At 32.6% G+C, this 25,545-nt stretch carries 25 protein-coding genes; 16 read left to right on the top strand and 9 right to left on the bottom strand.

Going from position 1 to position 25,545, the window contains the following annotated elements:
• Positions 1 to 162: 162 nt before the first annotated feature.
• On the bottom strand, positions 163 to 1,590 hold the full coding sequence (locus ACW5YJ_RS12885) for an aminotransferase-like domain-containing protein (protein ID WP_107552029.1): 1,428 nt from the start codon (positions 1,588 to 1,590) through the stop codon (positions 163 to 165).
• Between the two features lie 118 nt (positions 1,591 to 1,708).
• Between ACW5YJ_RS12885 and ACW5YJ_RS12880 the strand changes: the two genes are divergently transcribed.
• The gene (locus ACW5YJ_RS12880; protein ID WP_135092217.1) at positions 1,709 to 2,323 is read left to right on the top strand and encodes a LysE/ArgO family amino acid transporter; all 615 of its coding nucleotides are present in this window, start codon (positions 1,709 to 1,711) and stop codon (positions 2,321 to 2,323) included.
• 59 nt (positions 2,324 to 2,382) lie between these two features.
• On the opposite strand, the gene ACW5YJ_RS12875 is transcribed toward ACW5YJ_RS12880, so the two are convergent.
• The 4 genes from ACW5YJ_RS12875 to ACW5YJ_RS12860 all read right to left on the bottom strand — a co-directional run bounded on the left by ACW5YJ_RS12875 (position 2,383) and on the right by ACW5YJ_RS12860 (position 5,211).
• Positions 2,383 to 2,949, bottom strand: coding sequence for an LOG family protein (locus tag ACW5YJ_RS12875; RefSeq protein WP_107552031.1), 567 nt, complete (start codon positions 2,947 to 2,949; stop codon positions 2,383 to 2,385).
• Between the two features lie 2 nt (positions 2,950 to 2,951).
• Positions 2,952 to 3,416 (bottom strand): YaiI/YqxD family protein, encoded by a 465-nt coding sequence (locus ACW5YJ_RS12870; protein WP_107552032.1) that lies wholly within the window; start codon positions 3,414 to 3,416, stop codon positions 2,952 to 2,954.
• A 5-nt stretch (positions 3,417 to 3,421) separates the two neighbouring features.
• On the bottom strand, positions 3,422 to 4,123 hold the full coding sequence (locus ACW5YJ_RS12865) for a hypothetical protein (RefSeq protein WP_017722573.1): 702 nt from the start codon (positions 4,121 to 4,123) through the stop codon (positions 3,422 to 3,424).
• Positions 4,124 to 4,335: 212 nt separating this feature from the next.
• Positions 4,336 to 5,211, bottom strand: coding sequence for an undecaprenyl-diphosphate phosphatase (locus ACW5YJ_RS12860; protein WP_017722572.1), 876 nt, complete (start codon positions 5,209 to 5,211; stop codon positions 4,336 to 4,338).
• Positions 5,212 to 5,505: 294 nt separating this feature from the next.
• Here ACW5YJ_RS12860 and ACW5YJ_RS12855 point away from each other — a divergent pair, with 294 nt between their 5' ends.
• Together ACW5YJ_RS12855 and cydC are read left to right on the top strand one after the other, a co-directional pair.
• The gene (locus tag ACW5YJ_RS12855; protein ID WP_135092215.1) at positions 5,506 to 7,149 is read left to right on the top strand and encodes an ABC transporter ATP-binding protein/permease; all 1,644 of its coding nucleotides are present in this window, start codon (positions 5,506 to 5,508) and stop codon (positions 7,147 to 7,149) included.
• Positions 7,133 to 8,812, top strand: coding sequence for a thiol reductant ABC exporter subunit CydC (gene cydC, locus ACW5YJ_RS12850; protein ID WP_017722570.1), 1,680 nt, complete (start codon positions 7,133 to 7,135; stop codon positions 8,810 to 8,812). The genes ACW5YJ_RS12855 and cydC overlap by 17 nt, the downstream gene beginning before the upstream one ends.
• A gap of 286 nt (positions 8,813 to 9,098) precedes the next feature.
• Here cydC and mgrA read toward each other — a convergent pair whose 3' ends face one another.
• The gene (gene mgrA / locus ACW5YJ_RS12845) at positions 9,099 to 9,542 is read right to left on the bottom strand and encodes a global transcriptional regulator MgrA (protein WP_017722569.1); all 444 of its coding nucleotides are present in this window, start codon (positions 9,540 to 9,542) and stop codon (positions 9,099 to 9,101) included.
• A gap of 227 nt (positions 9,543 to 9,769) precedes the next feature.
• Between mgrA and ACW5YJ_RS12840 the strand changes: the two genes are divergently transcribed.
• The 5 genes from ACW5YJ_RS12840 to mdh all read left to right on the top strand — a co-directional run bounded on the left by ACW5YJ_RS12840 (position 9,770) and on the right by mdh (position 13,645).
• Entirely contained in the window at positions 9,770 to 10,696 is a 927-nt protein-coding gene (locus ACW5YJ_RS12840) for a CobW family GTP-binding protein (protein WP_457338266.1), read from the top strand.
• 34 nt (positions 10,697 to 10,730) lie between these two features.
• Positions 10,731 to 11,639, top strand: coding sequence for an aldo/keto reductase (locus tag ACW5YJ_RS12835; RefSeq protein ID WP_107552035.1), 909 nt, complete (start codon positions 10,731 to 10,733; stop codon positions 11,637 to 11,639).
• 25 nt (positions 11,640 to 11,664) lie between these two features.
• The gene (locus ACW5YJ_RS12830) at positions 11,665 to 11,964 is read left to right on the top strand and encodes a hypothetical protein (protein WP_017722566.1); all 300 of its coding nucleotides are present in this window, start codon (positions 11,665 to 11,667) and stop codon (positions 11,962 to 11,964) included.
• A gap of 33 nt (positions 11,965 to 11,997) precedes the next feature.
• On the top strand, positions 11,998 to 12,609 hold the full coding sequence (locus ACW5YJ_RS12825; protein ID WP_017722565.1) for a DedA family protein: 612 nt from the start codon (positions 11,998 to 12,000) through the stop codon (positions 12,607 to 12,609).
• A 100-nt stretch (positions 12,610 to 12,709) separates the two neighbouring features.
• Complete coding sequence (gene mdh / locus ACW5YJ_RS12820) at positions 12,710 to 13,645, top strand: malate dehydrogenase (RefSeq protein ID WP_017722564.1); 936 nt, start codon at positions 12,710 to 12,712, stop codon at positions 13,643 to 13,645.
• A 385-nt stretch (positions 13,646 to 14,030) separates the two neighbouring features.
• Here the strand turns inward: mdh and ACW5YJ_RS12815 are convergent, their stop codons facing one another.
• The 3 genes from ACW5YJ_RS12815 to ACW5YJ_RS12805 form a co-directional block, all read right to left on the bottom strand.
• Positions 14,031 to 14,306: a hypothetical protein gene (locus tag ACW5YJ_RS12815; RefSeq protein ID WP_080619637.1), complete on the bottom strand. Its 276-nt coding sequence runs from the start codon at positions 14,304 to 14,306 to the stop codon at positions 14,031 to 14,033.
• On the bottom strand, positions 14,303 to 14,920 hold the full coding sequence (locus tag ACW5YJ_RS12810) for a DUF1361 domain-containing protein (protein ID WP_017722563.1): 618 nt from the start codon (positions 14,918 to 14,920) through the stop codon (positions 14,303 to 14,305). The genes ACW5YJ_RS12815 and ACW5YJ_RS12810 overlap by 4 nt, the downstream gene beginning before the upstream one ends.
• A 381-nt stretch (positions 14,921 to 15,301) precedes the next feature.
• Positions 15,302 to 15,721 (bottom strand): PPC domain-containing DNA-binding protein, encoded by a 420-nt coding sequence (locus ACW5YJ_RS12805; RefSeq protein WP_107552021.1) that lies wholly within the window; start codon positions 15,719 to 15,721, stop codon positions 15,302 to 15,304.
• Between the two features lie 204 nt (positions 15,722 to 15,925).
• Here ACW5YJ_RS12805 and norA point away from each other — a divergent pair, with 204 nt between their 5' ends.
• The 8 genes from norA (at position 15,926) to nagA (ending at position 25,443) form a co-directional block, all read left to right on the top strand.
• Positions 15,926 to 17,086, top strand: a complete 1,161-nt coding sequence (gene norA / locus ACW5YJ_RS12800; RefSeq protein WP_017722561.1) for a multidrug efflux MFS transporter NorA — start codon at positions 15,926 to 15,928, stop codon at positions 17,084 to 17,086.
• Between the two features lie 377 nt (positions 17,087 to 17,463).
• Positions 17,464 to 18,198: a hypothetical protein gene (locus ACW5YJ_RS12795; RefSeq protein ID WP_017722559.1), complete on the top strand. Its 735-nt coding sequence runs from the start codon at positions 17,464 to 17,466 to the stop codon at positions 18,196 to 18,198.
• A gap of 182 nt (positions 18,199 to 18,380) precedes the next feature.
• Entirely contained in the window at positions 18,381 to 19,250 is an 870-nt protein-coding gene (galU, locus tag ACW5YJ_RS12790) for a UTP--glucose-1-phosphate uridylyltransferase GalU (protein ID WP_017722558.1), read from the top strand.
• A 106-nt stretch (positions 19,251 to 19,356) separates the two neighbouring features.
• Positions 19,357 to 19,842 (top strand): Cys-tRNA(Pro) deacylase, encoded by a 486-nt coding sequence (ybaK, locus tag ACW5YJ_RS12785; RefSeq protein ID WP_017722557.1) that lies wholly within the window; start codon positions 19,357 to 19,359, stop codon positions 19,840 to 19,842.
• Positions 19,843 to 20,464: 622 nt separating this feature from the next.
• Positions 20,465 to 21,223: a DeoR/GlpR family DNA-binding transcription regulator gene (locus tag ACW5YJ_RS12780; protein ID WP_457338265.1), complete on the top strand. Its 759-nt coding sequence runs from the start codon at positions 20,465 to 20,467 to the stop codon at positions 21,221 to 21,223.
• Positions 21,220 to 22,143: a 1-phosphofructokinase gene (gene pfkB, locus ACW5YJ_RS12775; protein ID WP_107552019.1), complete on the top strand. Its 924-nt coding sequence runs from the start codon at positions 21,220 to 21,222 to the stop codon at positions 22,141 to 22,143. The genes ACW5YJ_RS12780 and pfkB overlap by 4 nt, the downstream gene beginning before the upstream one ends.
• 1 nt (position 22,144) lies before the next feature.
• Positions 22,145 to 24,094: a PTS fructose transporter subunit IIABC gene (locus ACW5YJ_RS12770; RefSeq protein ID WP_017722554.1), complete on the top strand. Its 1,950-nt coding sequence runs from the start codon at positions 22,145 to 22,147 to the stop codon at positions 24,092 to 24,094.
• Between the two features lie 188 nt (positions 24,095 to 24,282).
• Entirely contained in the window at positions 24,283 to 25,443 is a 1,161-nt protein-coding gene (gene nagA, locus ACW5YJ_RS12765) for an N-acetylglucosamine-6-phosphate deacetylase (protein WP_017722553.1), read from the top strand.
• The last annotated feature ends 102 nt before the right edge of the window (positions 25,444 to 25,545 follow it).

Here is a 25,545-nt window from a genome sequence, read left to right as displayed (position 1 = left end):
CAAATTTAATTGTCTCAGCCTTTAACAATTTATTGAGTTAGTGAGATTTATAGATGAGTTTCGTGAAGGTAAATTTATTATCCTTATCAACCTTAGTCGTTTTTTCTGAAGTGGGGAGACAAAATCTTTTTAAATAAGTTAGATTTCTTTCTCGCTCCCTATTTAAGACGATGTGATAAAACGTGTTTGGATAATTTCGCTTAATCGTTTTAACGCTACATCGATATCATCGGCATCGATATAAGCATACGAGAAACGGATACAATGATGCGCATGTTTATCATAGACTTCACCGGGATTAATTAGTATGTTTTCTGCAATAGCTGCATCGAAAAGTTTTTTCATATCGATGGAGTACTTAAATTGGAACCAAATGTAAAATGAACCTTCTGGCGTTGACCATGAACCTAAATTACTAAAATATTTGTTCAGAGATTCTAAAAATAAATTTCTTTTAATTAAAAGTTTATCTTTTAGTCCTTTGAGGTGTTGGTCGTGATAATGTGTCTGTGTTAACCATTCTGTTGCGATATATTGTGATATAGAACTTGCGCCGTAGTCATTTTGCATTTTTAAATCAGCTAAATGTGCCACAACAGAAGGTTTGGCAACGATCCAACCGACACGCAAACCAGGACTTACAGTTTTAGATAAGCTGTTCAGGTATAAAATATTGTCATTTGTATCAAATGATTTTAAAGGTTTAGGACGTTCACCATTAAAATATAAGTCACCATAAACATCATCTTCTACGATAGGCATACCGTGTTGTTCACATTGCATCATAATTTTTTGCTTTTCTTCTATTGAATAACAATGTTGTGTTGGGTTGTGTAATGTCGGTATACAATAAAAAATGCTGTTTGCATATTGTGCTTGTGCTTTAAATATATTGTTAATATTACTTTTAATATCAGAAATGCTTAATTTCTGTATATCAGCTCTAATATTATGCCAAGTACGTATTGAATTAATGTATGAAGGAGATTCAACAATAATCTTGGATTGAGGGATAAGTAAGCCGTCTGCAATTAGTTTTAAACCTTGTAATGCACCAGAGGTTATACAAATGTGGTCAACGGTACATGTGATGCCTAATTTTTGCATATATTGTACAACTGCTTCTCTAAGCTTGATGTTGCCTTGAGGTGGTTCGTAATTAGTGTTTAATACATTAGTATTACACTTACTTAAAATTTCTTTGAACTGTTCATTAGGTATAAGGTTGGGAGCAAGTTCACCAGTACTTAAACGCATCATATTGGAGTGGAATTCTAGTTTATTTATTTGTTGAACAAAGTATTGATTATTTTTAGTTGTACTATTGCTAATATAGTTTTGCCAATTGATATTGTTTCTAATATAAGTATGCCAAGTATTTCCAGATACATATAAGCGTTGTTTCTCTCTACCTTTTATTATCCCCTGACTTTTAAGGATATCGATTGCTTGTATAACGGTAGAACGATTCACTTGATATTTTCTTGCCATATCTCTTTGAGAAGGTAATTGCATGCCTGGTTCTAATTCTCCGGTATCAATTTGTAAAATGATATTATCAATAATTTTTTTGTATTTTGGTTTGAACATAAAATAGCTCCTATATAATCTGGTTGGTATTTTAATTTGCATCTGGTTGGTCCAATTTCTGTGCATATAGTATAGCATAGTTGATATAGACGTAATAATTAAAGGAGAGTAGTTTTGTATGTTGCAACCAGCAGTTCATGGATTACTTTTGGCATTAGGACTTATATTGCCTTTAGGAGCTCAAAATATTTTTGTATTTAATCAAGGAGCTAATCATAAAAGTATTTACAAATCATTACCGGTAATAATCACCGCTGGTTTATGTGATACATTATTAATATTGCTAGCTATTTTAGGGGTATCATTAATTTTGTTGTCTTTACCTATTTTGCAGATAACTATATATTGTATAGGTATTGTCTTTTTAATTTATATGGCATGGTCTTTATGGACATCGTATCAATATCAACTTCAAACTTATAAACCCATGACTGCTAAAAAGCAAATAGGTTTTGCATTATCAGTGTCATTACTAAATCCACATGCAATTATGGATACGATAGGTGTAATAGGTACAAGTGCTGCTATATATGAAGGAGTGGAAAAGGTAGTGTTTAGCATTGCCACAGTATTGGTGTCATGGATTTGGTTTTTCTTTTTAGCGATAGCAGGGAAGATTATAGGACATGTAGATAAAACAGGAAAATATATTACAGTATTAAATAAATGTTCAGCAATTATTATCATTATCGTGGCATTGATGATACTAAAACAGTTAATAGCAATTATTTGAATTATAAACAAAGGGCAAGGAAGCGATTTTAAAATAATTTACTTCCTTGCCCTTGATAGTTAGTCGTAAGTTCTAACGCCTAAAGGTTTATAATTATTGATTGTTTCAAATAGTGCTTCAGTTGAATCACATAACGGTGCTAAAGTATCGTATTTAGCATCGATAAAGCCTTCTTCAATCATATGAGATAATAGAGATTGTAATGGATCGAAGAAGCCGTTGATATTAAATATAGCGATCGGTTTTTGATGAATCCCGATTTGTGACCAACTATACATTTCAAAGAATTCTTCTAAAGAACCAGCACCACCAGGGGCCATGACAAATGCGTCTGCTAATTCTGCCATTTTGTTTTTTCTTTCATGCATAGAGTCAACTAAAATAAGTTCCGTTAATTTCTTACTAGTTATTTCTTTTTCATTTAACATATTAGGCATAACGCCGATAGCGTTACCACCATGATCTAGTACACCATCTTGAATTGCCCCCATAATGCCTACAGAACCAGCTCCAAAGATTAATTCATAACCGTTTTCGGCCATAGTTTTACCTAGCTGATAAGCTTCCGACATATAGGAAGGATCATTTCCTTTACTAGCGCCACAGTAAACAGCAATTCTTTTCATGTTTAATCCTCCTTGTTCAAGTATTGATCTTGTAATATAGATGAAAATGCAGATTCAAATTTAAGCAAATCTTGTTCTGTAAATGCAGAAGGGCCTTTTGTACGTCCACCACTTTTTCTAAATTGTGCACTTGTATGCCTTTGCTCAAGTAAAGTGTCAATATTTTGGTGGTTATATACATAGCCTTTATGATGCATGACAATCTTTGTTTTATTAAGTAATAAACTTGCAAGACCATAATCTTGCGTAATTACTAAATCATTATTTCCTGCTAGTTTAACAATCCTATAATCAACAGCATCTGGTCCATCATCGACATAAATGGTTTTTACATGTTCTGGTTGTTCTATAGTAGAAAAATGACTGAAACTACGAACGATTGTAACAAAAATGCCTGTCCTTTCAGTCAATTCAATAACTGAATTGATTACAGGACAAGCATCTCCATCTATAATGACCTGTGTCATTAGTGTTATTCGCCTTTATTTTCGTTGTTTTGTTTAACAACGCTTTTAGCAACGTAGTCTTTATATTTTTTGAATTCAGATAAGCGAGCTTTTTTATCTTTTGCTCGTACTTTATCTTCTTCTTTGTGGCGTTTGTCGATGTTTTTTTGTAGGATTTTATCTAGTTTTTGAATATCTTTACGGTTTGCTTTCTCTAATTTTTCGCCTTTTTTCTCAGTTTCATCGTCAAGTTTGCCAGGTGTTAATCCAACTTTTTCCATATGTTTGTTAGATTTTTTCATATCTTTAATACGCTGTTTTTCATTATCTTGACGCGCTTTATCTTCTTCTTTATGACGTTTGTCGATATTTTTTTGGAGAATCTTATCCATTTTTTGAGCTTCTTTACGATTTTCTTTTTCTAATTTTTCGCCTTTTTTCTCGATATATGCTGGATCGTGTTCTTTAGCGATACGTTTAAGTTCTCGTTTTTGATCCATGTCGTGTTTTTTATCTACTACATATTCTTTCGCATGAGATGATTTTTCTACGACAGTATCTTTAAACTGTACAGATTTATCTGCAACTGTTTTAGAAGCGCTTACGGTTGCATCACTCGCTTTTTTAACGTCTGGGTGATCTTTAATTCGTTTACGTTCAACGATTAATGGTACTAAAAACACAGGAGCCACTGTGATTATCGTTCTAATTAATTGCTTTTTGTCCATATGCGTTGCCTCCATTTAATTTATACTATGTTCATATTACCCTATCATACATGAAAATAAACGGTAAATATAGCCTGAGTACAGGATTTATTAAGGAGAAATCGACTAACGTTTAAGCAATCTGTAAAAAAGAATAAAAAGCTGATAAACATCTAAGAAATAGTGAGATGTTTATCAGCTTTAATGTTCAAGCATTTAAATTAGACTTTAAATTATTCTCCTGTGATACCTTGTCCAATACCAAAGCCGAAGTAAAGAATAGCGATGATAATGACCAATATAATTCTATAAATTGCAAATGGTATTAATTTAATTTTACTAATTAAGTATAAGAAAGTTTTGATTGCAATTAACCCAACAATAAACGCGGCGATAAAGCCAAGAATATAGAAACCAATATGATTTAATTGAATATATTCCAAATTTTTTACTAGTGATAAACCACTTGCTGCAAGCATGACAGGTACTGCCATAATAAACGTAAAATCTGAGGCAGCCTTATGATTCATTTTCATTAATACACCAGTAGAGATTGTTGAACCAGATCTACTAAAACCTGGCCACATTGCTATGGCTTGAGATAGTCCAATAACAAAAGCTTGGAAATAATTGATTTGGTCTACAGTTTGTGGATTTGTAACTCTTTTACTGTAGATATCAGCAATAATCATATAAATTGCGCCTATAAACAACCCAATCATTACTGTTGGTACACTGAATAGATATTTTTCGATAACATCATCAAATAGCAAACCTAAAACACCTGCGGGAATCATACCTACAATGATATGTAATAAATTTAAACGTTTTGGCTTTTGACCAATACCATCAATAGGTTCTGCTCTATATTTACCGATATGTAACATTTCGAAATAACGCTCACGAAATACCCAAGCGCCTGCGAATACTGAACCTAGTTGGATGACAATTTTAAATGTAAATGCCGATTCAGATCCTAAAAATTCACTCGATTTCAACCACATGTCATCTATGAGTATCATATGACCTGTCGATGAAACGGGAGCGAATTCTGTTAAACCTTCAACGATACCTAGAATGATACCTTTAATCAATTCAAGTATTAACATAATTTACCTACTTTCATAGTACTTATAAAATTTTGTGTATTTTCATTTTTTAATGATAGCACAATAAAAATGTATTATGCCACTTAAAAATGTGATTTTGGACTAAAGATGTATATAATTAATAGATAATAGTCATTTTAAAGGACATGTGTAAAGTTACAGTAAATCCTCAATTAAAATTAAAAAAATTAATTATGTCTAAAATATGAAAACATCATAAAAAGTATATAAAACAATGAGCGAATTAATTTAACTTTTATACAGGCAGTCTATAATGTGAGGTAGGTGATATTTGTGAAAAGATTAACAAGTTTAGCAATGCAATATAAAATATATCCTATCTTTATGTTTGTAGTTAGTACACTTTTAGCAATTACAGTGGTAGTACAAAATATTTCAATTGCAGAAATATTAAACGCAATGTTATTAAGCGCTAATCATGATTTATTAAATATTTTAATGTTTACCTTAGTAGTTTTAATAGCACGTGCTACATTTAATACTATAAACCAAATGATAGGCAATCAAATGGCAGCGAAAGTTAAGCGCGATTTAAGAAAGCAACTTATTATAAAGCAATCCAAAGATCCAATTGGTGTGCAAATGAACACTTTAACTGAAAGTGTTGATGGCATTGTTCCTTTTTTTAATAGTTATTTTCCGCAAGTATTTAAATCAATGATGATACCGTTATTAGTAATCATTGCTATGTGTTTTGTTCATTTAAATACGGCATTGATTATGATAGTCACAGCACCTTTTATTCCACTTTTTTATATCATTTTTGGTTTGAAAACCCGTGATGAATCTAAAGATAAAATGACTTATTTAAATCAGTTTAGTCAACAATTTTTAAATAAAATAAAAGGTCTAATAACGTTAAAACTTTTTAATAGAACTGAACATACAGAAAAAGAACTTTATGAGGAAAGTACTACGTTTAGGGATTTAACGATGCGTATTTTAAGAAGTGCTTTTTTATCTGGCTTAATGCTCGAATTTATTAGTATGCTCGGTATTGGTTTAGTTGCGTTAGAGGCTGGTTTAGGTTTGATTTTATTTCATAATTTAGACTTTAAGACAGCGGCGATTGCGATTATATTGGCACCAGAATTTTACAATTCAATTAAAGATCTTGGTCAATCTTTCCATACCGGGAAACAAAGTGAAGGTTCTAGTGATGTGTTGTTTGAAGTGCTAGATAAAGAGAATAAAGATCCTAAACCTCAAATACAAATTAATTTAAATCAGAGTGCTTTGATTCGATTAGACCAAGTAGATTTTAAATATAAAGACACTTCTAAGTATGCATTAAAAGATATTAATTTAAGCATAAAAAGTGGTGAGCATATCGCTTTAATTGGAAAAAGTGGCGCTGGAAAGTCAACATTAGCGCAACTGATCGCACAAAATTTGGAAGCTAGTGATGGCACAATTACTTACAAACAGAAAAATTTAAATATAGGGTTTCTTAGTCAAGCTCCTTATATTTTCAATTCATCTATACGAGATAATATAACGATGTTTCATCAAGTTGAGGAAGCACAAATATTACAAGTTTTAGCAGATGTTGAATTAAAAGAAAAAGTGTTATCGCTAAAACATGGTTTAGATACAAGAATAGGTGAAGGTGGAGAGATGCTCTCAGGCGGTCAAATGAGACGTATAGAGCTATCAAGAATATTATTGGGACGCCCAGACCTATTAATCTTTGATGAGCCAGCAACAGGCTTAGACGTGAAAACTGAAAATGTAATACAAAATGTTATTGAAAGGCAGTTTTCTAATATCACAATGATTACTATTGCGCATAGAGCACATACGATTAAAAATGCAGACAGACGTATTTTGATTGAACAAGGAGTTTTAAAGTCAGGCGATACGCGTATATTAAACGACCCTCGACAAGGCGGTGATGAACATGAAACCACGGATTAAATTTAGTATAGATAAGGATTTAATATTATCTATTTTAGTTGGTGTAGTCGGTAGTTTAGTCGCATTAGGTATGTTCTTTTTAAGCGGTTATATGATTACTCAAAGTGCCTTAGGGGCTCCGCTGTTTGCGCTGATGGTATTGATTGTTTCAGTGAAAATGTTTGGATTTCTTAGAGCGGTAGCAAGATATATTGAGAGATTACTTTCTCATAGAACAACATTTACAATGTTACGCGATGTGAGAGTTCAATTCTTCAAAAAATTACTTCCAGTTGTACCTGATGTTTATAGAAAATTCAATTCTAGTGACTTAATTGCACGTATGATTGGTAGAGTAGAGGCTTTGCAAAACATATATTTAAGGGTTTATTATCCGCCAGTAGTCATCGGATTAACGGCAATCGTCACAATGGTTACGATATTTTATTTTTCATATATACATGCAGTGATTATTTGTTTGAGTATGCTAGCTACGTTAATTGTTATTCCTTGGTTAAGTGCTAAAAGAGCACGTATATTAAAAAGACAAGTAAATGAAGTCCAAGGTGAATTTTTAAGTCAATTTTATGACTATAAAGAAGGCTATGATGAGTTAACACGGTTTAATCAAACAGAATATTATAAAAAGCAAGTTATAGAGCAATTAGATGCATATGAAAGTGTACAAGCTAAAGAGCAACGTTTTCTGTCACTTTATGAATATAGCTTGAATGTTGTAGCGATGATTGCATTATTTTTAACTTTATACTTAGGTGTTGTTCAAGTACAAAACCAACAATTAGATGTTGTGTATTTGACAAGTATTGTATTAATGATGTTAACGTTATTTGAACAAGCGATTCCAATGAGTAACGTGGCTTATTATAAAGCTGATACGGACCAAGCATTAACTGATATTAATGAGGTGATTGCCCATCCAATGACACAAGGTAACGAATCTATGCAAATAGGAACGTCAGATGCATTGCCTTTAATGCAATTAAAAGACGTTGATTTCAAATATTGGAACCAATCAACACCTGTATTATCCCAGATTCGCTTAGTCATTAATAAAGGAGAACACGTAGCGATAGTAGGGCCATCTGGTTCAGGTAAAAGCTCTTTATTACAACTTATGCTAGGCCTATATCAAAGTGATGAAGGGGAAGTGCTTTTACATCAACAACATATTTCTAAAATATTAAATGAAGATAAATATAGTTATATCAACGCACTCTTACAATCCCAACAATTGTTTGATGGCACTGTAAGAGAGAATTTATTTTCAGAACAAGAAGACGATGTACTTAGAGAGGTACTAGACCGACTTGGATTAGCGCACATTAATTTAGATAGAGTGATTACACTTTCTGGTCAGACATTATCTGGAGGAGAAATACAAAGATTGGCTTTAGCAAGACTATTATTAAAACCTTCTTCACTTTGGATACTTGATGAACCAACAACTGCTTTAGATGTTCATCATACAAATGTAGTTATGGATTTAGTCCATAAGCACGCTGAAACGTTAGTTGTAGCTACGCATGATTTAAGGTTGTTACCAAACTTTGATAAAATTATTGTTATGCAAGAAGGTGCTATTCTAGAAGAAGGTAGTTATGAAACTTTAGCAACTAAAGAAAAAGGCTATCTACAAAAAATGATTAAGATTAATGCCTCATAATGGGAAGAATTATAAATTCTAAAATTATGTGATTGTAACTTGGCATAAAAACACAAAATAAACTCTTACTTTCAATTATATGCAGAGCATGAATTTAAGCGAGTTTAAGTCGAAAAATCATGGGAATTACGACCAGGTATTTTTAAGGTTTACAGTTCGCAGTTTGAAGTTTTAAAATAATCAAAAAAGAGCTCAAACACAAAAGTGTTTGAGCTCTCTCTTTAAATCAAGTATATTTAAGGAATCATTTTGATATATCTTTAACCTTTAATATAGGTAGAAAAGCTTATTTTGCTTTTTCTTCAGTAAAGGCGTCGATTACTTTTGCAAGTAATCTATTTAATTCTTTAGATTCATCTTCATCAAGAGAAGATGCAACTGCAACATCTTGACATGCAGTATCTAATTCTGGACGAATTGCTTCGCTCTTATCAGTCAAATGGATAAATACTTCACGTTGATCAACTTCAGAACGTTCACGTTTGATTAAATCAACTTGTTCCATTCTCTTAAGTAATGGAGATACAGTACCAGTATCAAGCGCCAATTCTGTAACGACTTTTTTGACATTGACAGGTGATTCACCCCAAAGAATAGTAAGTACTAAAAATTGTGGGTATGTTAGTTTGTATTTCTTAAAGACATTATTAGAGTAGTAGCGATTTACTTGTCTTTGAGCGTTATACAAACTGAAACAAAGTTGTTCCTTTAAATTAAGTGGTTCAGACATAAGTTCTCCTCCAGACATTCTATCCGTTTTCTTTACTTTGCATCGGACCTGAATCCGTCTAACGTTGTGTGTGACACTTCCTCAAATACACTTTTGCACTGTGCCATGCTAAAATATAGCGTGTATAAAGTTTAGAAGATATCTAATATTTTATCAAGTGAAAGATTAATTATACGAAAAAATTATCTTTTACACAAACATTTAAATTTATGAAATGAGTGAGATTTTTGAAAAATATTAAACAGCCTAAAATCGCTATTACCGTAGTAACAGGTTTTTTAGGTAGTGGGAAAACAACTTTTCTCAGTAATTATGTAAAATATTTACTAAATAAAAATGAAAACCCAAGTATCATCGTAAATGAATACGGCAATATAGATGTAGATAGCAATGCATTAAGCCATGATATAGAGGTTGCATCGATATTAAATGGTTGCATATGTTGTGACTTGCAACGGGATTTAATAAAACAATTAAAACATTTTATTAACAAAAGTGCAACGCACCATATTATAATTGAGGCTACGGGTATCGCACACCCAATTGAAATTATTGCGGCTTGCCAAGATCCTGAAATCGTTGAACACCTTGCCACACCAGTAGTTATAGGCTTAGCAGACGCACCGAGATTTTTGAATAGAGCCCAATATACTGATAGTACAATACAATTAATGGAAGAACAATTAAAAGTAAGTCATGCAATTGTAATCAATAAAATGGATTTGTTGAAAAGTGTTGAGTACGATAAGATGAAAGAAATTGAAAAAATTAACCCACAAGCACTGAAATTTTATACATCATATGCTGATTTAAATATGGATAATTTAATTTTAACAACAGATGATAGTATGTCACATTTAGGTCAGCCAATGCATCATCATGGAATTAAGAGCTTACAGTATCAATTTACTGGGCCAATTGATCGTCAATTATTCTATCAGTTTATTTTACGGCTACCTGATAATGTTCTAAGATTAAAGGGATACGTCAAGTTTCACGATACGCCAAATGATATATATGAATTTCAATATGCATTTGGTTTGCCAGATTATGAAGTCATCGACACAGCGATGCCGTTAACAATTGTAATTATTGGTGAACAAATAGATGAAAACCAACTGCGCAATAAATTGGATATGCTACAGTTCACTTGATTATTGAATATAATAAAAAGGGTGTTGAAGATATATGAATAAAGTGAAAATTAATCAATACGTTTCTTTTTCGAATGTAATACAAGGGTTTTGGAGAGCGAAAGACTGGAACTGGACACCTCAACAATTAAATAGATATTTGAATGAATTGGTTGAAAGAGGTATTACAACTATGGATCATGCTGATATTTATGGCTCATACAGTTGTGAAAGTATCTTTGGTGAAGCGCTAAAATTATCACCACAACTTCGTGATCAAATTGAAATTGTAACTAAATGTGGTATTGTATTGCCATCAAGTCCACTTCATGAAACAAGTGGCCATCGCTATGATCATAGTAAAGAGCATATTGTTCAATCTGTTGATCGTTCGTTACAAAACTTACAAGTTGAGCAACTAGACTCTCTGCTCATTCATAGACCATCACCTTTAATGGACCCTAACGAAGTGACTGAAGCAATAAAAGCATTGGTTAAACAAGGAAAAGTTAAGTCATTTGGTGTTTCAAACTTCAATAAATCTGAATATGATTTACTAAGCAAATGTTTAGTTTGTGATAAATTGCATATCACTTTAAATCAACTGGAAGTGTCGCCATATACTTTAGACGCTATTGAAAATGGTATCATTAATCATATGTATAAAGATGATGTTAAAATTATGTCGTGGAGCCCTATGGCAGGTGGTAAATTATTCGATTTAGAAGACGAAAAATCTGCTAGAATCATGGCAGTTGTTTCTCCTTTAGCACAAAAATATAATGTAACCTTGAATGGTATCGTTATGGCATGGTTAAATAAACATCCTGCATCACTAATGCCAGTGCTAGGCACACACAAAATCGAACGTATTGATGAAGCGATTAATGGCTTGAAGGTGTCACTTACAGATCAAGAATGGTTTGATATTTATACGGCTTCTTTAGGTCATGACATCCCGTAGTTTAAAGTTTGAAGGAGTAAAGATAATGAATACAGAGAACGAACAACATCAATTAAAACAACATAAGTTTCAACGTAATTTTATTAATTTTCCGTTTTTAGGTTTTGCTTTAGTCATTGCAATATTAAATATTGTATATCCTGATATTAATATAATGATGACACTTTTTGGACTATTTTTCTTTTATAATGGTGCTATTTTATTCATAGCATTTATTAAACATTATAAACGTGTAATGGTTTTAGCATTGATACTAACAATTTTAAGTATGGTTCTATTTGGCTTATCAATGTATTTATATGCGTTAACAAATAATCTATTTTAATGCTTTGTTTTAACGAGCTTTAGGAGGAAATGAATGGAACAGTGGATAACGCATTTTATGGAGCAACATGGCTATTTAGGTATAGGATTATTAATCTTATTGGAAAATATATTTCCTCCAATACCATCTGAAATCATTTTAACTTTTGGTGGTTTTATGACAACTAAGTCTGATTTAGGCTTTATTGGCGTGACAATCACTTCAACGCTTGGTTCTGTTATTGGGGCTATTGTTCTCTATGGTATTGGTGCCTGGATCGGCGAGCGGAACTTATATCGCTTTGTAAACCGTTATGGGAAATTTTTACGTGTGAAAATCAAAGATATAGATAGAACAATTAATTGGTTTGAAAAGTATGGATATTGGACAATTTTCTTTTGTCGTTTTGTGCCACTGTTAAGAAGTTTAATCTCCATCCCAGCTGGTTTAACTCGAATGAATATACCTTTGTTTATTTTGTTTACTACGCTTGGTACCTTAATTTGGAATATCGTGCTGATTTATTTAGGACAAGCAGTGGGCGGAAATTGGCATGCAATTGTTTACTACATGAATATCTATTCTAAAATTATTTATTTCATTTTAATTGTTTTAGTCATTTTTATAATTTGGAAATGGATTAAAAGGCAAAAAACACATAAGTAAATTTGATAATTTAACTTAACGAAATGAAATCATTATCGGTGGCTAGAGATGATATAATTTAAGTAACGTGATCAAGAGATTGTATGAGGGAGTTGCTTTTATGACAAAACAAAAAGTTTCTATTATAGGTGGCGGCAATACGGGTGCAACATTGGCTTTTATTGTTGCTCAACAAGAGTTGGCTGACGTTGTACTGATTGACCGTCCAACAAATGAAGGCCAAGTTAAAGGTAAAGCACTAGATATTTTAGAAAGTAGTCCAGTCTATGGCTTTGATGTAAATGTAAAAGGGTCCGTTGACTATACTGATACAAAAAATTCAGATGTTGTAGTGATTACAGCAGGTGTGCCACGTAAACCTGGGATGAGTAGAGACGATTTAGTACAGGTTAATGAGGCGGTTATGCATGATGTTACAAAAGAAATCGTGAAATATTCACCTGATTGTAAGATTATCGTACTTACGAATCCTGTAGATGCTATGACGTATTCAGTATTGAAAGCTTCTGGATTTCCAAAAGAGCGAGTAATAGGACAATCCGGTGTATTAGATACATCAAGATATCTAACGTTTATTGCTGAAGCCTTAAAAGTTTCTATTAAAGATATTAAAGGTTTAGTATTAGGTGGTCATGGCGATACGATGGTTCCGTTAGTAGATTCAACTAATGTTAATGGAGTACCACTTCATAAACTACTTGATGCACAACAAATTGAGACAATTGTTGAACGTACACGTAAGGGCGGTGCAGAAATCGTAGAATTACTGGGAAATGGCTCAGCTTATTATGCTCCAGCTTCAGCAGTATACAGTATGATTGAAGCTATATTGAAAGACCAACATAGATTACTGCCTAGTATTGCACTACTAGAAGGGGAATATCAATTTACAGATATATGCTTAGGGGTTCCAACAATTTTAAGTTCAAATGGTATTGAAAGTATTGTAGATTTAAATTTATCTAATGATGAATATGAGCAATTAAAAGTTTCTGCAGAGTCGGTTCAAGAAGTTAAACAAGCATTAAAGCTTTAAAATATATGGCATAATGTATTCATATAAATTAGTTTATATATATAACGCTTTAGTTAAGGGTTGGGGCATAGTAACATGTCTTAGCCCCTTATCTTTGATAATGATGAGGTAGTAATAAAGATTCGTTAAATATAGGTTTGCTTAGCTAATAAAAGTATGGAAATCTGATAGAATATATTTGCTTTATTTAGGGAAATGAATCGATTTTTGATCACATTATCATAATGGATGAATCAATATTTATGCACATAAAAAGCTGTCGACAAAAGTTTAAAGACTTGTCGACAGCTTAGTATTGTTTAGGCAAGTATATAAATTATTACATATATTTATAGGGATGAGACCGTTTGTTTATAAATATAATAATAAATGCTTCATAAATCTATTAAAATCTAAAAACACAAATATATAAAGTTACGTATTCAAAAAACGTTAATATATACATATATTTTAATCTTAATTTTATGTTGATGGGGACGCTCCAATTTGGAAAACGACGTTCATAATAAAATAGTTGTAGATAAAATAAACCAATACCTAATGGGAACAACATCAATATAATGCTGTGAAGATATGAAAAACCTACATCATGTAATAAATGTCCGATGATTAATTGACATAAAATTAAAACTATAATGAGAACTAAAATATTCAAAGTCATTTTACGCTACGCACTCCTTTCGCAAATAGGAAGATAATCACTTGTAATGCAATAAGTAATAAAATAAAACGTAACGTATCAGTATTTAAACTCGAAGATACTTCATTAAAAATACGAAGCGGTTCATGAATAAGATAAACTGAATGTAGACGTAAGAAGCGTCCAATAAATATACCAAGACCATTTAAGAACATCATAACTACAATAATTAATCTATTGAGCCAGAGATGTTGCGTGAATTGTTCCATTTCTAAAAACATTAGAATTAATAGGTAAATAGCTAGTAATACGCCAGATACAAGGAATGCAAAATACGCCCATTCACTAATTACTAAACCTTGATAGAAATTGAAATTAAACTGATTTAAATGTATTAAGTCAGTAATCATATACAAAGTATTTGGCACCATCAAGACAAAAATAAGTGTGAAAATAATGAATAGTGGCCACTCATATTTGTATTTTGGTTTAAATAAATTTAACAGTAAGCATAGTTCAAACGGCACATACGCTAGAAATAGATTAAGCGTCATAAATTGGAAATAATTATTGAAAAATATTGAAACTAATATCAATATAAGGAAAATGCTTCTAGCGATATAACGCGCTTGCATAAATACACCTACTTTCTTTTTAATTAAGCGCTAATATAATAGATTACTAATGAATTGTAATTTGATTGTGCATTAGTAAATGCAATCTAAAACTTCTTTTGTGCTAATAAACGAAGATAAATATTAACCTATGTTTTTGAAATATGAGACTACATGATACATTTTTTAAATATAAATTTCAATTATTAACTTAAGTTATACATGTTAAACACACAGACGTAACTCTGTAGTAGGGTATTAAAACATGTGATTTATAGGAGAATAAATACAAGTATAAAAGCAGAGATGCTCCTAATATATTGAAACATCTCTGCTTACTACTCATTTTGCTTTTTGAACAAAGTTTAATCTAAAGTCACGCTTTTTACTTTAACTAACAAATTATAAATCTAACAGGTTTAACCCAATTGTTTCATTGTATTTGCGGTTTATATCTAAATTTGTCATTGTGATTACAATTTCTGCTGTAGCAGAAACGACGGCTTTAGTTAAATGTCCGCTCAATGTGTCATATTGGTTAGTTCCGAATGTGGCATGTAAATGCGCAAATGGCTTTTCGTCAATATGAGAGATATTACCCATTAAACTGATGAGCTCTAAAGGTTCATCAATGGTTTTCTTTTCATAAGTTTTGGTTTCTAAATTATAGAAGTTAAGTTCTGCGCTAGCACATGCACCGATGCCACTAACTGTGCCAAATTGTCCACCTTGTTCTGTTGCAATATCTGTTACTGCAGATACAATGTCTTCACCTTGTTCTAATACTAAAACAATCGTCTTACCATCTACTTGATAAATCATAGGAAACCTCCATCCTGAAAATTAGATACATCTTTATTATACAAGTTATAATTACGATATTATATGATAGTGATTAGAAAATAAATTTTTTATTGTCATTTCTCATGAAACTGTTATAAAATATTCTAATATTAGGCTTGTTCTCGTATATTAGAGAATGGAAAGCCGCTTCAAACAATTTATAAAAAGAAAGGAGCGAGCAACGTGAAGAAGCAGTTTATTATTTTATATTTTAATATTTTTCTTGTCTTTTTAGGTATTGGTTTAGTCGTTCCTGTGCTCCCTGTTTATTTAAAAGATTTAGGTTTAAAAGGTAGCGATTTAGGCATACTGGTAGCTGTATTTGCTTTAGCCCAAATGATTATCTCACCATTTGGCGGTACACTCGCAGATAAATTAGGTAAAAAGTTAATCATCTGTATTGGCTTAGGCCTATTTGCGATTTCAGAATTCTTATTTGCTGCAAGTCATACGTTCTCACTTCTGATTGTTTCTAGAATACTTGGTGGGTTTAGTGCAGGTATGGTTATGCCAGGTGTCACAGGCATGATCGCAGATATCTCATCAGGTAGAGATAAAGCTAAAAATTTTGGATACATGTCAGCAATAATTAATTCTGGATTTATTTTAGGGCCAGGGCTTGGTGGTTTATTAGCAGAAGTTTCACATAGATTACCATTCTATGTAGCGGGTTTTAGTGGCTGTTTAGCCTTGATACTTTCAATTATACTTATTAAAAATCCGAAACATGAAACGCAAGATGGATTTACCAAATATCAACCTGAGTTGCTAACAAAAATTGATTGGAAAGTCTTTCTTACGCCAATCATTTTAACCTTAGTACTAGCTTTCGGGTTGTCTTCATTTGAAACACTGTTCCCACTTTATACTGCAGACAAAGCACAATATTCTCCTATTGATATCTCGTTTGCTATCACAGGTGGCGGTATTTTGGGTGCAGTATTCCAAGTATTCTTCTTTGATAAGTTTATGAACTATTTTAAAGAATTAACGTTTATTACTTATTCATTGCTATATTCAGCAATTATTCTATTAGCATTAACTTTTGTTCACAGCTATTGGTCAATTATGTTAATTAGTTTTATTGTTTTTATTGGCTTTGATATGATTCGCCCAGCTATTACAAACTATTTCTCGAATATAGCAGGTAATAGACAAGGTTTCGCAGGTGGATTAAATTCTACGTTTACTAGTATGGGGAATTTTATCGGTCCATTAGTTGCAGGTACATTATATGATATTAATTTTGAATTTCCATTATACATGTCGATATTCGTCATGGTTTTAGGTATGCTGGTCATCTTTATAGAGAGCCAGTTGAGATCACGTTTTAGAAAAACATAATTCAACATAAGAAAGAGCGAATAGATTATAGTGTGGTTGACATGTCTGAATCCTATATATGTTATAGACACTAGTGATATTTTTTGAAATAATTTTTTCTCTATTATAGAAGCGGAGCAATGAAATCTGATTACAGTAATTAGATTTCATTGTTCCGCTTTTTTACACGTGAATTTAATTGTGTCAACGGTGATATTTATATTATTTGTGTTGAATAAAGTATTGAATATGACACTTGTATTAAATAAAGTAGGCTTTACGTAATAAACATGTAACAAAGGTTACGATTCTTTTAAATTGTGTTCTATATAAGTTTTTCGTCAATAATCTGTGATAACATGATAGGAAATGTAATAATTGTAAGTAAGGGGATAAACTTGAAAAATTTAATTTTAACTATCATGGCTTTCCTTCTCGCTTGCTGTTTAGCGTTTCTTCTTTTTATAGCTACAAATCAACAAGCTCTAGCCAAAGTTCATGAAACCATTTCTAGTTTTTCTATTGTGGATGAAATTGCAGAAGCTAAGGATATAACTAAAGAAAAAAGTGAGAATCCAATAAAAGCAGCAACAAAAGAAGAAATAAATAATGAACCGTATAACGCTGAAAACTATAAACCGATTGCCAAATTGACTACACATGATTTAAAAGATGACGAAGTTGGAAAAGCAAATTTACCTCCATTTTCCGATGCATTAAAAAAAGCACAAACAGTAGTGAATAAAGATAATAACGATTCAAATGTCTATAATGATTATGGTATTGATACAACATGCCAAGGGGCTCATTATTACATCTTTACATTTGAAAATAAAAGTAAACCAAATACGTATTATAGAGTAACTGTAGATGAAGATAATAAAGCAAGTGTTTTTGATAAGTCTTATCAAATCAAACAGCAAAATGATAAACCTAATATCTCTCCTCAAGAATCTGAGGTTATAGCGCAAAAATACGCTATTGATGAACTAGGTCAAAATGCAGTATTAAAAAATGTAAAAGAATCGAAAGATGGTATGTTTTATACTTTCCATGAATATAAGAAGAAAAGAGACTATAAAGTTGTTGTAAATAAAACGGGAGATGTAATTCGCCAACCATCACTTAATTAATCATTAAAATAGAGCTACACAAACGTTAACCCATGACGTTTATGTGGCTCTTTTTTATAAATGAAAAAAGTATTAAGTGAAACGTTTCAATGTTATGATAATATTAACGGTTAAAATGAATAATGAAGCGTAGATTATATTCAATCAGTACGTAAATTTTGTTTAAGAAAAGGATGAGCGTTTTGAGAAAAATAAAGAAAGCAATCATACCAGCTGCTGGTTTGGGTACGAGGTTTTTGCCGGCTACGAAAGCTATGCCGAAAGAAATGTTGCCGATCTTAGATAAACCTACAATTCAATATATAGTTGAAGAAGCGGCTCGTGCGGGTATTGAAGATATCATTATCGTAACAGGTAAACATAAAAGAGCTATCGAAGATCATTTTGATAATCAGAAAGAATTGGAAATGATTTTAGAAGAAAAAGATAAGCAAGAGTTACTTGAAAAAGTAAAATACTCTACAGAGCTTGCTAATATATTTTATGTTAGACAAAAAGAGCAAAAAGGATTAGGACATGCAATATATTCCGCACGTCAATTTATAGGCACTGAACCTTTTGCAGTATTATTAGGTGATGATATAGTCGAATCTGACACGCCAGCGATTAAACAATTGATGAATGCATACGAAGAAACTGGGAAATCAGTGATTGGTGTCCAAGAAGTTGAAGAAAACTTAACGCATAGATATGGCATTATCGATCCAATGGAAAAGTCAGGTAGAAAATACGAGGTGGCGAAATTTGTTGAAAAGCCAAAACAAGGCACAGCACCTTCTAATTTAGCAATCATGGGACGTTATGTATTGACTGCAGATATCTTTGATTACTTAGCAACGCAAGGTAAAGGCGCAGGGGGTGAAATCCAACTTACAGATGCAATTGAACGTTTAAACACTGACGATCAAGTCTATGCTTATGATTTTGAAGGTGAACGTTATGATGTAGGGGAAAAATTAGGATTTGTGAAAACTACGATTGAGTATGCTTTGAAAGATGAATCGATGCGTGATGAATTAGTTGATTTTATTAAAAGTTTGAAAATAGATTGAATTCTTGCATTAAGATTATTCAAACATAATAGATAAGGGTAGAATTCTATCATTTGAACTGTTATATGTATCGACTGAAATGGTTGGTATACTATGAGGTGATGAAATGAAACAAAAGAAAACAAACGCGATGCGAATTTTAGACAGTCAAGCTATTGCTTATAGCGTGAATACATATGATATTAGTACACACCATATGGATGGGGAACATGTAGCACAAAAAGTAGGTGTTGATCCAGACCATGTATATAAAACACTTGTTTTAGAAAATGCAGCGCATGAGCACTTCGTATTTATTATACCAGTAAATAAAACATTAGATATGAAAACAGCAGCCCAATCAGTGACAGAAAAAAAGTTGAACTTAATGCCGCTTGAACAATTGAAAAAAGTTACTGGTTATATTAGAGGCGGTTGTTCTCCAATAGGAATGAAGCGTCAGTTTCCAACAGTGATTGACCAAAATGCTCAAGCATTAGATTCTATATATATAAGTGGTGGAGACCGAGGTGTTCAAATTAATATACGTGTAAAAGATTTAATCGCAGTAACGCAAGCACAAGTAATGCATATCATCCAAGAGACAAAGTAACAGGAACATGACATTGTGACTGAATATACATGTTAAAGTTTACTATCCAGAAATTAGTTGTTGCTACTATAAATGTATTAATGTTAAAAGTTTCATTAATAGTGTGTGCTAAGTCAATTTATAACCTTTATTTATAAGGCGCTTTGTTAGTTTAGTTTAATCGTATTGATCAAATTATACGTAAGGGCCTTATTTTTTAAAAGTATTTTAATGTAAAATAACATAGGAACACGACGTGTTTTGATGAGACTCTTGAGGAAACAGGACAAGCTGGATTACAGGCTGAATCTGTCCTCTGAGAAAGCGAACCATCAATACGAAGTATTGAATAAAAAAAGAAGCACTCAGATGAATTGAATTAAATCATTTGAGTGCTTCTTTTTTCTGGGATTTATGCCCTTATCCTATTTTTTATAGTTTTGTTTGAGAGGGGGAGGCCCAAGCCTCTCTTGTTTAAAATTTAATATATACGAAATTAAAACAGGTGGATATATTAAGAATAAAATATGACGGAAAGATGAAATTTCCAACTAATAATTGACTGTTTTTGACTGTTTTTGACAAAAAATGATTGAAAAAAGAAAGCGGAAACATTATAATGACAATGAGCTGAGGTGAAGGTATGATAACGGAAAAGCGCCACGAGTTAATTTTGACTGAATTATCAAAAAAAGATTTTTTAACATTACAAGAATTAATAGATCGCACTGGCTGTAGTGCCTCGACAATTCGCCGTGATTTATCAAAGCTACAAAATTTTGGGAAATTAAAACGATTGCATGGGGGCGCGACACTCAATCAATCATCAGTGTTAGAGCCTAATTTGGTAGATAAACGGGGTACTAATTTAAAAGAAAAACAAGAAATTGGCAGAATCGCTGCGAGCCAAATTGAAGACTGTGACTGTGTGTTTTTGGACGCAGGATCTACTACACTCGAAATGATTCCTTTTATTAAAGCAAGTGACATAATCGTAGTGACTAATGGTCTAACGCATGTTGAAGAGCTCCTTAAATATGGGATTAGAACTTTGATAATTGGTGGGGAAGTTAAATCCACTACATTTGCTACAGTTGGTGCGAGTGCCTTAGAAACATTAAAGCGTTATCGCTTTGACAAAGTATTTTTGGGAATGAATGGTATTGATTTAAAATATGGTTTAACAACACCTGATGAACAAGAAGCAATCATCAAACATCATGCCATGGAATTAGGAACACAAGTTTATGTATTAATCGACCATGCTAAATATGAAAAAGTTTATTTTGCTCATGTCCCATTAGAAGCTAATGTATCACTTATTACTTCTAAGAAGGCAATGACAAATAAATATTTTAGATTATTTGCTGAAAAATATAATTTTATTGGAGGAACATTATGATTTATACAGTTACATTTAATCCTTCTATTGACTACATTATGTTTGCGAGTGACTTTGAACTTAATGGGTTAAATCGTGCCACAGAAACATATAAATTTGCAGGTGGCAAAGGTATTAATGTTTCCAGAGTATTAAAAACGTTAGGAGTACAATCTACTGCACTTGGTTTTGCAGGAGGCTTTCCAGGACAATTTATTGTAGATACTTTAACAAAAGCAAATATTTTTACTGATTTTGTTCAAGTAGATGAGGATACTAGAATTAACGTTAAATTAAAAACGGGTGAAGAAACTGAAATTAATGCGCCTGGTCCACAAATTTCGAATGTGCAGTTTGAAACATTATTATCGCAAATTAAAGATACAACTGAGAAAGACACAGTGATTGTCGCTGGTAGTATTCCTAAAAGTGTTCCTAATGATGCGTATGAACAAATAGGTAAGATTACAAAAGCAACAGGTGCACAATTAGTAGTAGATGCTGAAAAAGATTTAGTTGAATCTGTATTAAAATATAATCCGTTATTTATTAAACCTAATAAAGATGAATTAGAAGTGATGTTTAATACTACAATTGATTCTGATCAAAAAGTAATTCAATTTGCACGTGAAATTTTAGCAAAAGGTGCTAAATCTGTAATTATCTCATTGGGAGGAGAAGGAGCTGTATATGTCGATGAACAATACAGTTATAAAGCAAGTGTACCAAATGGTCATGTTGTAAATACTGTTGGCTCTGGAGATAGTACAGTAGCAGGCATGGTTGCAGGTTTAGAAGCAGGTCTGACGATTGAAGAAGCATTTAAACAAGCTGTGTCGGCAGGTACTGCTACAGCATTTAATGATGATTTAGCTACGAAAACTGCAATTGAAGACATTAAAACACAAGTTGTGATTACGACACTAGACGGGAGTGAATAATATGAGAATTACCGAATTATTAACAAAAGATACAATTGCAATGGATCTTTCTTCAACAGAAAAGAATGGTGTCATTGACGAACTAGTTAATCAATTAGATAAAGCTGGAAAACTAAATGATGTGACATCTTTTAAAGAAGCAATCCATAATCGTGAATCTCAAAGTACAACAGGTATTGGTGAAGGCATAGCTATACCTCATGCTAAGGTTTCAGCAGTTACAACACCAGCGATTGCTTTTGGGAAATCAAAAGCAGGTGTAGATTATCAGAGTTTAGATATGCAACCAGCACATTTATTCTTTATGATTGCTGCCCCTGAAGGTGGAGCACAAACACACTTAGATGCATTAGCTAAATTGTCTGGTATTCTGATGGATGAAAAAGTTCGTGAATCATTACTTCATGCCAATTCACCTGAAGAAGTATTACAAATTATAGATCAGGCAGATGATGAAGCAACTGAAGAAGAAGCAACTGAAGAAGCGACTCAAGGTGTTGCCACAGATAATGAAAATTCAAATGAACCATACGTTTTAGCAGTAACAGCATGTCCAACAGGTATTGCTCATACTTATATGGCACGTGACGCTTTGAAAAAACAAGCTGAGAAAATGAACGTTAAAATTAAAGTTGAAACAAATGGATCCGGCGGCATAAAAAATCATCTTACAGACGAAGATATTCAACGTGCATCAGGTATTATTGTAGCCGCTGATGTACATGTTGAGACAGATCGTTTTGATGGTAAAAATGTCGTTGAAGTACCGGTTGCAGATGGTATAAAACGACCAGAAGAATTAATTAACTTGGCACAAGATACATCTCGTAAACCATTTGTAGCACGTAGTGGCAATAAGGCGAGTGGTCAATCAACAAGCAATGAAAAACAAGGTGTCGGCAAAACAATATACAAACATTTAATGAACGGTGTATCTAATATGTTACCGCTTGTTATTGCTGGCGGTATTTTGATGGCAATTGCGTTCTTATTTGGTGCTAACTCTTTTGACCCAAAAAGTTCAGAATATAATGCTTTTGCTGAACAATTATGGAATATAGGTAATAAGAGTGCATTCATGTTAATTATTCCGATACTTGCTGGTTATATTGCCCGCAGTATTGCAGATAAACCAGGATTTGCAGCAGGTCTTGTCGGTGGCGTCTTAGCAAGCACAGGTGATTCAGGATTTATTGGTGGTATTCTTGCAGGTTTCTTAGCAGGTTACTTAACATTAGGTATTAAAAAATTATGCTCAGGTATGCCTCAATCATTAGAAGGTTTAAAACCAACTCTTATTTTCCCAGTACTTTCAGTTACGGTCACAGGATTATTAATGATTTATGTCATTAATCCACCAGCATCATGGTTGAATAATACATTATTGAACGGATTAGAAAGTTTATCAGGTACAAATATAATGTTACTTGGTTTAGTTGTTGGTGCAATGATGGCCATTGACATGGGTGGTCCATTTAATAAGGCTGCTTATGTATTCTCTGTAGCAGCGTTAACAAGTGGCAATGCTGCTCCGATTACGGCAGCAATGATTGGTGGTATGGTTCCTCCAATTGCTATTGCAACAGCAATGCTAATATTCCGTAAGAAATTCACAAAAGAACAAAAAGGTTCTGTACTACCGAACTACATCATGGGCTTATCATTTATAACAGAAGGTGCTATTCCATTTGCAGCTGCTGACCCAATTCGAGTTATACCTTCAATGATGGTTGGATCTGGTGTGGCTGGAGCTATTGCGTTAGGACTTGGTTCTGCAATTCAAGCACCACATGGTGGTATCATTGTTATATTAGGTACAGACTTTGGTCATGTACTTCAATCATTAATTGCAATTATTATCGGCTCATTAGTTGCAGCAATTATCTACGGTTTATTAAAGCCTAAGTTAACACAAGACGAAATTCATACTTCTGAAGCTATGAATGATTAAAATATATGCTATATAGCAATTAAGAAAAGCCAGAAAAGCTCATCTAATTGAGTTCATTTTCTGGCTTTTTATATTATATGACTAGAAGTAAAAAGTTTTGAATATAATTAAGTGTTTGAATTTGGTAAAATATTAATAAAGTGTCAGGTAAATAAAATAGATTAAATTAGCGTAAAGAAGGTAGAAAAATGAATAAATATGTTATTGCAAATGGACGCATTTATACTGAAAACGAAACGATAGAACAAGGCCACATTTTGATTGAAGATGGCAAAATTGTGCAAATTGCCGAAGGTGAATATCAAGGAGGCTTAACAACCATAGATGTAAAAGGGCAACATGTGTTACCCGGTTTTATTGATATACATATGCATGGTGGCTATGGCGAAGACGCTATGGACGCTTCATTTGAAGGTTTAAAACATTTGTCAGAATCATTATTATCGGAAGGTACAACGAGTTTCTTGGCTACAACAATGACGCAGTCTGATGAAAATATTATCAAAGCTTTAAAGAATATTGTGAACTATCAAGAACACCAAGATTCACTAAATGCAGCTAGTATTGTAGGAATACATTTAGAAGGACCATTTATATCTGAGTATAAAGTAGGTGCTCAAAATCCAGCCTACGTTCAACGTCCTTCAGTTGAAAAGGTACAACAATTTCAAGAAATTGCTAACAATCAAATAAAAGTAATGACTTTTGCACCAGAAGTAGAAGGTGCAGATGAAACCTTATCAACATTACATGATCAAATTAATTTTTCTATTGGTCATACAGTGGCAACATTTGATGAAGTTAATGAAGCGGTAGCGCATGGCGCGAAGCATGTGACACATCTTTATAATGCCGGTACAGCATTCGAACATAGAAACCCAGGTTTATCTGGTGCTGCTTGGGTTAACGATGGGCTTAGTACGGAATCAATTGTTGATGGCATTCATTCACATCCTGCATCTGTAAAGGTTGCATATAAACAAAAAGGGAATAAACGTTTCTTTTTGATCACTGATGCTATGAGAGCAAAAGGTATGCCAGACGGTGAATATGATCTAGGTGGACAGAATGTTGTAGTTAAAGGTTCAGAAGCGAGACTGGCATCTGGTGCTCTTGCAGGCAGTATCCTGAAAATGAATGAAGGCTTAAAGAACCTAATTGAATTTACAGGAGCGTCATTAGATGACTTGTGGCGTGTTACAAGTTTAAACCAAGCAATTGCATTGAAGATTGAAGGTGACAAAGGAAGTATAGCCGTAGGGAAAGACGCAGATATTGTAGTTGTTGATAATGATATTCAAGTTTTAACAACTATTAAATCAGGTAAAGTTCACAACTTCAACTCATAATTACTAAGGTTAAAAATATTTTTTTAAATTGACTTTAACACTGATTTACGTTTCAATAATGAATTGACTTAAAGAAATTATTGATTGTAAAAATTACAAGAA

This window comes from Staphylococcus sp. mip270_02 (assembly GCF_054031535.1).
The sequence above is the reverse complement of the archived record's forward strand: the minus strand, read 5'-3'. Positions and strand labels throughout refer to the sequence as shown.

What these genes read in the sequence shown, in the direction of transcription:
- ACW5YJ_RS12885 (WP_107552029.1), bottom strand. Translation starts at nt 1,590, where the DNA reads ATGTTCAAACCAAAATACAAAAAAATTATTGATAATATCATTTTACAA.
- ACW5YJ_RS12880 (WP_135092217.1), top strand. Translation starts at nt 1,709, where the DNA reads ATGTTGCAACCAGCAGTTCATGGATTACTTTTGGCATTAGGACTTATA.
- ACW5YJ_RS12875 (WP_107552031.1), bottom strand. Translation starts at nt 2,949, where the DNA reads ATGAAAAGAATTGCTGTTTACTGTGGCGCTAGTAAAGGAAATGATCCT.
- ACW5YJ_RS12870 (WP_107552032.1), bottom strand. Translation starts at nt 3,416, where the DNA reads ATGACACAGGTCATTATAGATGGAGATGCTTGTCCTGTAATCAATTCA.
- ACW5YJ_RS12865 (WP_017722573.1), bottom strand. Translation starts at nt 4,123, where the DNA reads ATGGACAAAAAGCAATTAATTAGAACGATAATCACAGTGGCTCCTGTG.
- ACW5YJ_RS12860 (WP_017722572.1), bottom strand. Translation starts at nt 5,211, where the DNA reads ATGTTAATACTTGAATTGATTAAAGGTATCATTCTAGGTATCGTTGAA.
- cydC (WP_017722570.1), top strand. Translation starts at nt 7,133, where the DNA reads ATGAAACCACGGATTAAATTTAGTATAGATAAGGATTTAATATTATCT.
- mgrA (WP_017722569.1), bottom strand. Translation starts at nt 9,542, where the DNA reads ATGTCTGAACCACTTAATTTAAAGGAACAACTTTGTTTCAGTTTGTAT.
- ACW5YJ_RS12835 (WP_107552035.1), top strand. Translation starts at nt 10,731, where the DNA reads ATGAATAAAGTGAAAATTAATCAATACGTTTCTTTTTCGAATGTAATA.
- ACW5YJ_RS12830 (WP_017722566.1), top strand. Translation starts at nt 11,665, where the DNA reads ATGAATACAGAGAACGAACAACATCAATTAAAACAACATAAGTTTCAA.
- ACW5YJ_RS12825 (WP_017722565.1), top strand. Translation starts at nt 11,998, where the DNA reads ATGGAACAGTGGATAACGCATTTTATGGAGCAACATGGCTATTTAGGT.
- mdh (WP_017722564.1), top strand. Translation starts at nt 12,710, where the DNA reads ATGACAAAACAAAAAGTTTCTATTATAGGTGGCGGCAATACGGGTGCA.
- ACW5YJ_RS12815 (WP_080619637.1), bottom strand. Translation starts at nt 14,306, where the DNA reads ATGACTTTGAATATTTTAGTTCTCATTATAGTTTTAATTTTATGTCAA.
- ACW5YJ_RS12810 (WP_017722563.1), bottom strand. Translation starts at nt 14,920, where the DNA reads ATGCAAGCGCGTTATATCGCTAGAAGCATTTTCCTTATATTGATATTA.
- ACW5YJ_RS12805 (WP_107552021.1), bottom strand. Translation starts at nt 15,721, where the DNA reads ATGATTTATCAAGTAGATGGTAAGACGATTGTTTTAGTATTAGAACAA.
- ybaK (WP_017722557.1), top strand. Translation starts at nt 19,357, where the DNA reads ATGAAACAAAAGAAAACAAACGCGATGCGAATTTTAGACAGTCAAGCT.
- ACW5YJ_RS12780 (WP_457338265.1), top strand. Translation starts at nt 20,465, where the DNA reads ATGATAACGGAAAAGCGCCACGAGTTAATTTTGACTGAATTATCAAAA.
- pfkB (WP_107552019.1), top strand. Translation starts at nt 21,220, where the DNA reads ATGATTTATACAGTTACATTTAATCCTTCTATTGACTACATTATGTTT.
- ACW5YJ_RS12770 (WP_017722554.1), top strand. Translation starts at nt 22,145, where the DNA reads ATGAGAATTACCGAATTATTAACAAAAGATACAATTGCAATGGATCTT.
- nagA (WP_017722553.1), top strand. Translation starts at nt 24,283, where the DNA reads ATGAATAAATATGTTATTGCAAATGGACGCATTTATACTGAAAACGAA.